The sequence below is a fragment of the uncultured Fibrobacter sp. genome (assembly GCF_946062555.1).
GTDB lineage: Bacteria > Fibrobacterota > Fibrobacteria > Fibrobacterales > Fibrobacteraceae > Fibrobacter.
Window position 1 is genome coordinate 1 of record NZ_CAMGVQ010000089.1, and the last position, 10,274, is coordinate 10,274.

Annotated in this window: 9 protein-coding genes and 2 pseudogenes; 5 read left to right on the forward strand and 6 right to left on the reverse strand. The window is 50.1% G+C overall.

The window, feature by feature from the left end:
* Both Q0P86_RS15705 and Q0P86_RS15710 read right to left on the reverse strand, forming a co-directional pair.
* Positions 1-190 (reverse strand): annotated as a pseudogene (locus Q0P86_RS15705) (hypothetical protein); the annotation flags it as partial.
* Between the two features lie 81 nt (positions 191-271).
* Positions 272-1,306, reverse strand: coding sequence for a hypothetical protein (locus tag Q0P86_RS15710; RefSeq protein ID WP_295040766.1), 1,035 nt, complete (start codon positions 1,304-1,306; stop codon positions 272-274).
* Positions 1,307-1,445: 139 nt separating this feature from the next.
* On the opposite strand from Q0P86_RS15710, the gene Q0P86_RS15715 reads away from it, so the two are divergent.
* The 4 genes and pseudogenes from Q0P86_RS15715 to Q0P86_RS15725 all read left to right on the forward strand — a co-directional run bounded on the left by Q0P86_RS15715 (position 1,446) and on the right by Q0P86_RS15725 (position 4,814).
* Positions 1,446-2,393, forward strand: coding sequence for a hypothetical protein (locus Q0P86_RS15715; RefSeq protein WP_295040768.1), 948 nt, complete (start codon positions 1,446-1,448; stop codon positions 2,391-2,393).
* A gap of 120 nt (positions 2,394-2,513) precedes the next feature.
* Positions 2,514-3,254: pseudogene (locus Q0P86_RS16990) on the forward strand (Gfo/Idh/MocA family protein); the annotation flags it as partial.
* Positions 3,255-3,518: 264 nt separating this feature from the next.
* On the forward strand, positions 3,519-4,385 hold the full coding sequence (locus tag Q0P86_RS16995; protein WP_366941323.1) for a transporter: 867 nt from the start codon (positions 3,519-3,521) through the stop codon (positions 4,383-4,385).
* A 108-nt stretch (positions 4,386-4,493) separates the two neighbouring features.
* Positions 4,494-4,814 carry a hypothetical protein gene (locus Q0P86_RS15725; RefSeq protein ID WP_294113771.1) on the forward strand — a complete coding sequence of 107 codons (321 nt, stop codon included), beginning with the start codon at positions 4,494-4,496 and terminating at the stop codon, positions 4,812-4,814.
* A 525-nt stretch (positions 4,815-5,339) separates the two neighbouring features.
* Here Q0P86_RS15725 and Q0P86_RS15730 read toward each other — a convergent pair.
* The 4 genes from Q0P86_RS15730 to Q0P86_RS15745 all read right to left on the reverse strand — a co-directional run bounded on the left by Q0P86_RS15730 (position 5,340) and on the right by Q0P86_RS15745 (position 9,747).
* Positions 5,340-5,693, reverse strand: a complete 354-nt coding sequence (locus Q0P86_RS15730; protein ID WP_295040774.1) for a hypothetical protein — start codon at positions 5,691-5,693, stop codon at positions 5,340-5,342.
* A 99-nt stretch (positions 5,694-5,792) separates the two neighbouring features.
* Positions 5,793-6,845, reverse strand: a complete 1,053-nt coding sequence (locus Q0P86_RS15735) for an Rpn family recombination-promoting nuclease/putative transposase (protein WP_295040776.1) — start codon at positions 6,843-6,845, stop codon at positions 5,793-5,795.
* A gap of 157 nt (positions 6,846-7,002) precedes the next feature.
* Positions 7,003-8,868, reverse strand: a complete 1,866-nt coding sequence (gene recQ / locus Q0P86_RS15740; protein ID WP_295040778.1) for a DNA helicase RecQ — start codon at positions 8,866-8,868, stop codon at positions 7,003-7,005.
* 45 nt (positions 8,869-8,913) lie between these two features.
* The gene (locus tag Q0P86_RS15745; protein WP_290994556.1) at positions 8,914-9,747 is read right to left on the reverse strand and encodes a thioredoxin family protein; all 834 of its coding nucleotides are present in this window, start codon (positions 9,745-9,747) and stop codon (positions 8,914-8,916) included.
* Positions 9,748-9,918: 171 nt separating this feature from the next.
* Between Q0P86_RS15745 and Q0P86_RS15750 the strand changes: the two genes are divergently transcribed.
* Positions 9,919-10,182, forward strand: coding sequence for a hypothetical protein (locus Q0P86_RS15750; RefSeq protein ID WP_295040780.1), 264 nt, complete (start codon positions 9,919-9,921; stop codon positions 10,180-10,182).
* Positions 10,183-10,274 lie beyond the last annotated feature (92 nt).

Genomic DNA, 10,274 nt, shown 5'->3' on the forward strand with positions numbered 1-10,274 from the left:
TTGATCCGCTATCGACTGCACCGATCACGGCCGACCCGCCAAGAATCGTCGCGACGAGGCTTCCTTCGACTGCCTTCGCGGATGCCCCTTTGCGCGCCACGAAGAAATCGGGAATGTCCCTTACGCGCCGCGCACTGCGTACGGCGATTGCAATCAGGAATACCAGGTAAACGATGAGGGCGATGTTCATATTATGCGACCATAAGAAAGCTTGTCATTGCGGGGCGCCTTGGGGCGACGCGGCAATCTATCTTTAAATTGCCCTGAAAATTTAGAATTTCCGGCTCGCGATGAACATGACGGCCTTCAGCTCCCATTCGCTGTCAATCTGTTTCTGCAGCACTTCTTCGGTAGAGGGGTAGGGCTGGTTTTCGTAGACGCGGTCGCGCGAGATGTTCACCATGAGCATGCCGTTCCACTTGTCGCTAATCTTGACGGATGCCATGGGGGTGATGCTTACTTTCACGAATCCGGGATTGTAGTCCTTGTACCTTTCGTCAAAGTCATATTCGTGCTTGAATCCGCTCGCGTTCGCCGAAACCATGGCCATGGGCACGCGGCTAAAAGGCAGCATGTAGATGAGTGTCCCGCCGTACTTGTACTTGAACCCGTTGACCGAGTTTTCGTTACCGGCTTTCCAGACCTGTTTGTCGTCGGCTCCCGTGTAGGCGGAATAGGTGAGCTCCGCGGACCCCTTCAGGATGATCTTCGTCCAGTCGCTCTTGGGGAGGAATGCAAGCAGCGGAATTGTCAGCGCCGAATGGTAGGTCACGCCGTAGGTGTATTCCGTGAAAACGAGGTCCTGCTCGTAGTCCCGTTTTTCGGGGTTGTATACGCCCATGAAGGTTGATGCTTCGCCGTAGTTGATGGCCGTTCCCAGACTTGTCTGCACGCCCAGTTCCAACAGGTGGATCAGTTCGACGGATGCGTCCAGCTTGATTCCGAAACCGGCAAAGTTCACGTTGCCTGCCACAAGCCCCTTCAACGAAAGCGCCTTGCCGTAGTCCTGCTGGAGCTTGAGGTTGTAGCCCCAGGCGGGAACCGCGGATGCGAGGAAGGGCCAGTCGTGTAGGGATTCGGAGTTCTTCAGTGCATTGTGCGGAAGGACGATCGAGACGATGGAAAGGATATTTTCTGTCGTGACCTTTAACGTGTTGCCCTCTGCCGGGGCGGCGCCGTTATCCGAGGCGTTCTTTGCCTGAGTACTGTCGGTCGCCGGAGTTTCGGCACCGTGTTCGTCCGCGCGGGCAAACGCAGTGCAAAGGATCCCCGCGCAAACCAACTGGGCCAAGAACCGTAACGACATATTAGAAAAAATATAGATAAAAAGCGAGTACTGACGACAGGAAGGGGGAATTTTTCCGGCGAGTTCGGCTATTTGGAAGACGGAATGCCGGTTGCCCCTTGATCCACAAAATTTGTATATTCTTCGCAAAGAGGTTTGTATGTACCGTTTTTCGCATTTTTTTGCCGCGTTTATTATTTGGACAGCCTTTTGTGCCGTGCCGGCCCTCGCCTTCGATGTCTCGGTGAAGGCGAACGTGGATAACGCCCAGGTGTTCGTGGGTGACATGTTCAATTATGAAATTCAGGTGACCGCTCCCGAAAATGCCGTCGTGGACTTGCCGAGCTTTGTCGGAAACCTCGGAAGTTTCGAAGTCAAGGAGATGAAGAACGAGAAGGTGGTCGAGGGCATGCCCAAGGGAACCGCGAAGTTCGTGTGGTATGCGACGCTTAACACCTTCGTGAGCGGCGATTTTCTGATTGCGCCGCAGCAGGTGAACGCTGTCGTCGGTAGCGACACCGTCAAGGTGAATACCGACCCTGTGGCCGTGAAGGTCTCGACGCGTACTACCGGCGAAGAAGACGACATTCTGGAAGCGGAAGACCCGCTGGACGACCCGAGGCTCCCGCAGTGGATTTACGTCTTGCTGATTGTCGTGGGGGTTGCGCTCCTCGTGTTCCTCGGCTGGTTCCTGCACAAGAAATTTGCGAAGAAGGGCGAGGCCCCGAGGCTTCCGCCTTACGAAGAAGCCGTTCTCGCACTCAAGGAACTGCGGGCGAAAAATTACCTTGCCGAAGGGAACCAGGGCGACTACTTTATGGCGCTTGGATTTATTGCGCGCCGCTACATCGAGCGCCGATTCGAGGTGGACATTCTCGATGCGACCGTGGCCGAACTCAAGCAGCGCATGGCGCACGTGGCAGGGCTTCCGCAGGCCTACAAGGAATCGGTGGTGACGCTTGCCGTCGAGACCGAACCGGTGAAGTTCGCGAAGATGAAGCTCGAAGGCGAACGCTGCCGTTTCTGGGACGAATGGGCCGACCGCCTACTTGAGGATACGAAACCTACGCCAGAAGAACAACAGGCCGCTCGCGCTCAAAATAAGTAAAGTGCGGATGTTTACAGGTGAGCCCATTTCTGTGGATTGGATTACTGTACGAGTCCCGTAAATAAGTGTATATTGGGGGTACCACGGGCAAGGTTCGCTACGGGGTTAATTGAGGTTTTTATGAAGTTTGCAATTCTCGGTTGTGGGCATATCGCGACAAAGATGGCCGCTGCGGTCAAGACTCTTGAAAAAAAGGGGATGGGTGTCGAGGCGTATGCGGTCGCCTCGCGTTCCTTGGAAAAGGCCCAGAAGTTTGCAAAGGATTACGGATTCGGTCGTGCGTATGGCAGTTACGAGGAACTTGCGAATGACCCGCAGGTGGACTTGATTTATGTGGCGACGCCGCATTCCGAACATTACCAGAATGCGCTACTTTGTCTGAACGCAGGCAGGAATCTGCTTGTCGAAAAGGCGTTTACCGCGAATGCGCTGATGGCGTCCGAAGTCGTTGCGCTTGCCGAAGAAAAGGGCGTGTTCCTTTGCGAGGCGATGTGGACGCGTTTCCTGCCTGCGGTGCAGATGGTGAAGGACTGGATTTCGGCTGGGAAGATCGGTGAGGTCGAAAGTGTGGAGGCCGATTTTTCGATGCCGCTCACGCATATCGAACGCCTGCGTAAGCCTGAATTGGCGGGCGGTGCGCTTCTGGATTTGGGAATTTATAGTCTCACGTTTGCGGACATTTTCCTGAATGGCGACGGTACGAACCATATTGTCAAAACCGAGACGAAGTGCGTCAAGTTCCCTACGGGTGTCGATGCGACGGACTGGATTGACTTGACCTATAAAAATGGCCAGGTGGCGCATCTCAAGACCTCGATGGTGGCGCCGCTCAAGAACGAGGGTGTCATTTACGGTAGCGAAGGTTTTATCCGTGTGCAGAACCTGAACGACATGGTGGAAATCCAGCGGTTTGATGTTGCAGGAACGCTGGTGGAATCCGTGAAGCCGCCGCGTATCGAAAACTGCTACGAGTACGAGGTGCTTGGCTGCAAGGCCGCGCTGGAGAAGGGTATCAAGGAATGCCCCGAAATGCCGCACACGAAGACGATGCAGATGATGACGCAGATGGATGGACTTCGCCAGACATGGGGTGTATCGTACCCGTTCGAGCTTTCTCCTGGCGAGGTGTGGAACCGTAGCGGCGACAAGTCGTTTCTCGAAATCTTTGACATCGAGACGGGAAAGTCGGAATTGCTCGACAAATTTGACCGCGTGATTGAGGCGCCCAACTGGAGTGCCGATGGAAAGTTCCTTACTTTCAATAGCGAAGGCCGCATCTATAAATATGAAATTTCGTCGGGCGAAATCACCGAAGTGCCGAGTTACTTTGTAGACAACTGCAACAACGACCATGTACTTTCGCCGGATGGCGAGGGGCTCTACGTGAGTCACCATACAAAAGAAGACGGGCTTTCGCGTATTTACAAGATTTTCTTTGACGGTCGCATGCCGGAGCTGGTGACGCCGCTTGCCCCGAGCTACCTTCACGGTATCACTCCCGATGGCAAGATGCTTGCTTATTGCGCCGAACGGAATGGCGAATATGACATATACACCATTCCTGCCGTGGGTGGCAACGAAACGCAACTCACGACAGCTCTCGGCTTGAATGACGGTCCCGAATATGACTGCGATGGTGAATACATCTGGTTCAATTCGGTGCGCACCGGCCGTATGCAGGCTTGGCGCATGAGGGCCGACGGTTCCGAACAGACGCAGATGACGTTTGACGCACACTCAAACACCTGGTTCCCGCATATTTCGCCCGACCGCACGAAGGTCGTGATGCTCGCCTACCACGAACGTGACGTGCGCCCCGGTGAACATGTTCCGAACAAGAATGTGGAAATCCGCCTGATGACCGGCAGCGATAAAATCGGCTGGAGCGAGCCGCGTACGATCCTCAAGCTGTTCGGCGGCCAGGGAACGATCAACGTGAACTCGTGGGCCCCCGACAGCAAGCGTTTCGCGTACGTGAGATATTCCAGGTAGGCGACCCGATTATTCCGACTTGGAATATTCATGGACTGGTCTGTGTAAACTTTGCTTTGTATTTTGCGTGATGGACGGATGTTCGTCCCTTTATCAAGGAGGTCCATCATGAAATGCGCAAAGTTAGTGATGTTTTTTGCCCTCGCACTTTTGGTTACCACATCTTCTGCGGCGAGGCTTGTCAAGTCTAAACTGGGCGACATCGATGTCACTTCCGAAAAGGGCGGTGGCAAGGTGGTTTGCACGGCGAGTTTTAATGACGAGCTTTCTATCGTGAAAGAAGCTGATACGGAAGTATTGGTCAAGGGCCGTTGCGGGCAAGGATGGGTTGCCAAGTCTAAGGTCGAATATGTGGCTGCGGGTCCTGGCGACAAGGTCTATAATATGTCGGAATTCAATGTGCAGGCCTGGATCGACAATCCTACTTGATTGCTCAATAAATTCTCCCGAAGATTCCTTCTTTGCTTCATTCCATGCTTTTTTAAACCTGGCTTTTTCCGCTTCCCGTCCGGCAATTTCCTTTTTTTCAATATCAATCTTTTCAATAGTTTCTTTTAGTATATTATCTCCGTTTTTTATTAACATTGGATCATAATTGGAAAATTCCGACCTCAAATAAAGGCCATTTATCGCAACACTATCAAAGCACGGGTATTTATTCATTTCAGGAGGAAAAATAATTCTATAATCATCGTTGATTAAAAATGTTAATGTAGTTCCGTCCTTACACCCTGTATTAGGCATGTCTCCTTTTATTTCAATAGTTATACCATGACCTTTTGCAGGCTCCTTAAGCCACATTTTAAAAATATAAACTTCTTTATCCTTCCAATACCAGGCCGTTCCTGAGGGTGTATAAAGATGACCTTTAAAATCATAATAGGATTCTGAACTATTACCGCTTTTAAACCAAGACAAATTTAACGAATCTTTATTTTGAAATAAGATATTGTATTATCTAAATATTGAGATAAAGCGGTTGATACTTTTTCCCGAATCCATTTTTTCCCTTTGCAAATCCTGCTTTTTTTTGTTTGACAAAGCCTCATTACACAACGTTGATGGCTTGTCAATGTATAAATGTTTTTCAGGTTTTTGAATTGTATTATACCAACAAGAATACAAAACCTCATGAGGATGCGGTTCTTTCAACAAGTTTTCTCGCGTATACTCTCTAGAATATTTATCTTCGCAGGTATAATCATCCGTTTCATGATATGTACTGTTATAGGTACATTTTACCACCTGTGCGTTAGCCACAACAGTTAGCAATAAAAGTAAAGGAATGGACCATGCATTTCTGATCAATTGAAATATATATTCCTTTTTCAACAAAACAGGTAGGGGTATGCGTAGCAGAACGGCTCCGCAATCGCGGAGCCGAATGACTTGAAAGTCTAGACCTGCTTACTTAATCGCACGGCTTGCGGAAATGATTTCTTCAGAAACGCCATTCGAACGCAGAAAATCTTCAATCTTAGAGATGCGAGCCTCGTTCTTTTCGCGTTCCTGCAGGGCGCCTTTTTCGATACCCTGCTTGATTCCTTCGTTCACGTAGTGTTCAGCGAATGATTCGTAACCCTTGTTTGCAATGGCTTCAGGACTGTCCATCTTGATTTCCTCGCTCTTGTGGGGCCACTTCCAGAAGAAATACGAAAGCGCCTGCTTGATAAAATCCTTTCCCTCGTCGGTATTATGCATCTTGAGCAGATGCTTTGCTGCCTCGGGGAAGGTGATTTCGAATTTCCTTTCGTCCCAAATATACTTCATCGCAGTGAGAGCGACAAGAGTAAACGGCGAAATATTCTTCAATTCTGCATCGTCGATGCCGTGCCCCACGTCCAAGAATTCCACCTTGAAGGGAAAGCCGATGTCGCGATAGTATTCAGGATAGTTTGCGAAACGTTCCTGGGCAAGCGGATTCCACTTGTCCTTTCCGTTGTAGACGATGAACGCGATTACGGGAACATCCTTCTTGCGTTCCAGGAAAAGATGGTGGTAATATTCCGAAATCTGGAGGAGTACGTTATCCTTGTTGGTGGACTTGTGTTCAGCAATGATTCCCACATAAAGCCCCGTGACGCCACCGGTCTTGATATCAGCCTCAAATACAAGGTCTGCGGAGCCGGTATGCTTGTCATTAGAGAAGTTTTCCTTCGTGCCGCGAAGTGTCTTGAGGTCAATGGTGTCGAGGAACGCCTTAAGCGAGGAATTGTGACGCGAGAACAGTGTCAGGAGTTCCGCCATACGACGGGGCTCTGCAAAGGCAAAACGCAAGAACCGATCATGGGTGAAATTGCTCTCACTATCCTTCACGGAATCGACGATGACATTAAACTCGTGGGCGATATCGCGAATAACGGAATCCGGTGTTTCAACAGAATCAGGAGTTTCCGGTGCCACACCGAAATTGCTGTCCGCAATCGGCGTATTATTTTCAATCTGCGTATTTTCGGACATAAAGATATCCTTTCCGCAGACGGTCGCCTGCGGATTTTAAGGTTATACATAGGGGCTAGTTTCTAAAAAAGAATGCCCTTTTCTATAAACACGCAGGAACGTGAAAAAATGAGAATATTGATACCCTGTTTTCGGGAAATATAAGGTAAAAAGTTTTTTATCTCCCCAAGAATTCCTTGACTGCGTCTACAAAGCGCTGGCCGAATTTTTCGATTTTCTTCTCGCCGAAACCGAATACGTTGTGTAGGTCGCCTAGTGACTGTGGCATTTGTGCGGCGAGATCTTTCAGGGTCCTGTCGGAGAGTACGACATAGGCTGGCCAGGAATTTTCGTCGGCGATTTGCTTGCGGACTTTCCGCAGAATTTCGAATAGGGCGCTTGTCTCGTCGCCTCCATCGGCCAGCCCGTTCCATGCTGCGGTTGTTCCGCGGCCTTTTGCGAATTTGCTGCGTCCGCTTCTTGCCCTGCTTTTCGGTTCGCTGTCCTGCCTTGCCTCGACACTTGCAGCGAGCGCGAGTTCTGCGGTCTTCTTGCCGAAAAGCACCTCGTTTCCGCTTTCGGTAATTTTGAGGTGGTTGTTTTCGTTGTAGGCGATTTCGATGTAGCCCAGTTGCAGCATCTGGAGCAGATAATCGTGCCAATGCTTGAGAGTCGTCATTTCGCCCGCACCGAAAGTTTTCAGCTTGTCGAAGCCGTTCTTCACGATTTCCTCGCTGCGGGTTCCCTTGAGAATGTCCGCTGTCATCGTGAAACCGATGCGTTCGCCGGTGCGCTTGATGGCCGAAAGTGCCTTTTGCACGAGGATGGTTCCGTCGAATCGTCGGGGCGGATGCTTGCAGATGTCGCAGTTTCCGCAGTTGCTGTTGCCGCTTTCGCTGTTTTCGCCGAAGTAGTTCAGAAGAATTCGGCGGCGGCAGATTTGCGATTCGGCGTATTCCTGCATCCGGTCAAGTTTTTCGGAATTGATTTCCCGCTGGCCACTGTCGTTCACGAAGCTGCGGAGGGTTACGATGTCCTGGAAGTTATAGAACAGCACCGTTTCGGAAGGGAGTCCGTCACGGCCCGCGCGGCCGATTTCCTGGTAAAAGTTCTCGATGCTTTTGGGCAGATTGTAGTGAATCACGTAACGGACGTTGCTCTTGTCGATTCCCATGCCGAATGCGACGGTCGCGCACACGACATCGACGCGGTCGTTGATAAAGTCCTCTTGCACGGCGTTGCGTTCGTCGGCGCTCATTCCTGCGTGGTACGCCTTGGCCGAAATTCCAGCGTCCACAAGTTGTTCCGCGACCTTTTCGGTGTTCTTTCGCGAAAGGCAGTAGATGATTCCCGATTCGTTTTCATGCTTCGAGATAATGGAGAGAATAGCTTTCAGCTTGTCCTGCCCCGTGTAGCCGCGACGTACGTCCAGACTTAAGTTCGGACGGTCGAACGAGCTGACGAAAAGCTTGAATTCGCGCAGGTTCAGTTGCCGAACGATGTCTTCTTTCGTCAACTTGTCTGCGGTAGCCGTCAGCGCCATAAGGGTGGCGTCCGGGAACATTTGGTGAAGTCCGCCGAGCTGCGTATATTCGGGGCGGAAATCATGCCCCCACTGCGAAATGCAATGAGCCTCGTCGATAGCGAACAGCGAAATATTCAGACTGTGCTGCATCCACGAAATTTCACGTTGCAGACGTTCTGGGGAAATGTAGAGTATCTTTGTTAAACCCGATTCGCACCGTTGCCGGATAGCCTCGTTTGCGGATTCGTCGTTGTTGCTGTTGAGCGCGTCCGCTCCGATTCCGTTTGCGTTGAGTGCGTCCACCTGGTCTTTCATTAAGGAAATCAGAGGCGAAATCACCACCGTGGTTCCCCCGAAAATCAGTGCCGGAATCTGGTAGCAAATCGATTTGCCGCCCCCCGTGGGCATCAGCACCAATGCATCGTGATGTGCCACGACATGCTCGATGATTTCTTCCTGCATCGGGCGGAAAGAATCATAGCCAAAGACGGATTTCAGTATCTCGCGAGCGGCGGACATAAGGGCGTTTGCGGTATTGCTTGGCAGCTTTTGTTGGATGCTAGTTTATTCGCAGGTGAAACCTTGCAGTTCAAGGCCCGCGCGCATCTCGCCGTAAGTCGAGGTCCGTTTCATATCCATCGCCTTCATGAATCGACAATCGTTGTCGATATGCATACGGAACCCTGTCATGGTGGGCTCCACCTCTCCCTTGCCGCTTGCACGCACGTGTTCGATCATCTGTTCGCGCCTGTCGCTCATTTCTGGTGGAACGAAAACATCTGTCACGATGTCGACATTTTCGATTTCGGTGGCGCCGAATACGAACGAGATGGTCACCAGGTTCTTTAGTCCGTTGAATTGGCCGGGTGTTTTGCAAACAAGGTTCTTCGGAGAATTTTTTGCTTTCTTGGCTTTGACGGGCTTGGCTGCGTTCTTATTGGGCGTGTACTGCAAGGCCGCGAGCAGTTCCTCTTCTTTGACTGCGCCGACCAATTTATTCACAATTCTGCCGTCCTTGATGAGGAAAAATGTGGGGAAGGCTTGAATCGGGAGCGATGCTTTGATTTTGTCGATGCCCGGTTCGTCGATGCCGACCGATGCGATCTTGATGTCGCTGTAGTTTTTCGCGATGCTAATAAGCGTCGGAATCATGATGAGACAAGGCGGACAACTGGTCGAAGAAATTTCCAGGATGACCGGCTTCTTGGATTGCAAAATCTCTTTTTCAAAGTTGCTGTCGTTCACTTTGACGATTTTAATGTCTTCGTAAGCCTGTGTATTTTTAGTGGCGGCATTTGCAACCTGCGCCGCGCTTACGTTGGTAAAAGTACCTGCAGCCAGTGCCATCGCGCAGGAAACTGCCGCGATGTTCGCTATAAAAAATTTATTCAGTTTCATGGGGAATAATGTAGAAAAAAGCGATGTCATGTAGCTGTCATTACATTTTTTTTTCAAAATTTTGCAACCAGTTGTTTGCACGATTTACACTGCTATTTCGTAAAATTGAATTCTATTTGATGAAAAGTTAGAGCTCTTGCGCATAATGAAGAGTGAGAGTATATTAGGATTATGACAATAGAATTGTTATGCAAAGAGACGATAGCTCACTATCGTCAACGGTTTCTCTTGATTCACGAAGGTCATGTGTGGAACACCTTGACTGATTTGGAATTTCTGAAGAAAATTGGAGCTGCCAAAATCAATCCGGACAATGGAAAGGTTTATCCAACTGCGGCAGGACTGTTGATGTTCGGCTATGAATCGGAAATTGTGTATGTTACTGAAGATGTGAAAAAAGTCATTTGTGCTAGATGGAATAACGAGAGTGGATAATACGCCTACTCATAAGGCTATCCGTGAAATACTCTTTCTATAGGGTACCTCTAAAAATACATTCTTTTCCTGAAGATGGGCTTATTTGTCGT

Coding starts and splice junctions, on each gene's coding strand:
- Q0P86_RS15735 (WP_295040776.1), bottom strand. CDS start 6,845: ATGTCCGAAAATACGCAGATTGAAAATAATACGCCGATTGCGGACAGC.
- Q0P86_RS15750 (WP_295040780.1), top strand. CDS start 9,919: ATGACAATAGAATTGTTATGCAAAGAGACGATAGCTCACTATCGTCAA.
- Q0P86_RS15745 (WP_290994556.1), bottom strand. CDS start 9,747: ATGAAACTGAATAAATTTTTTATAGCGAACATCGCGGCAGTTTCCTGC.
- recQ (WP_295040778.1), bottom strand. CDS start 8,868: ATGTCCGCCGCTCGCGAGATACTGAAATCCGTCTTTGGCTATGATTCT.
- Q0P86_RS15715 (WP_295040768.1), top strand. CDS start 1,446: ATGTACCGTTTTTCGCATTTTTTTGCCGCGTTTATTATTTGGACAGCC.
- Q0P86_RS15725 (WP_294113771.1), top strand. CDS start 4,494: ATGAAATGCGCAAAGTTAGTGATGTTTTTTGCCCTCGCACTTTTGGTT.
- Q0P86_RS15710 (WP_295040766.1), bottom strand. CDS start 1,306: ATGTCGTTACGGTTCTTGGCCCAGTTGGTTTGCGCGGGGATCCTTTGC.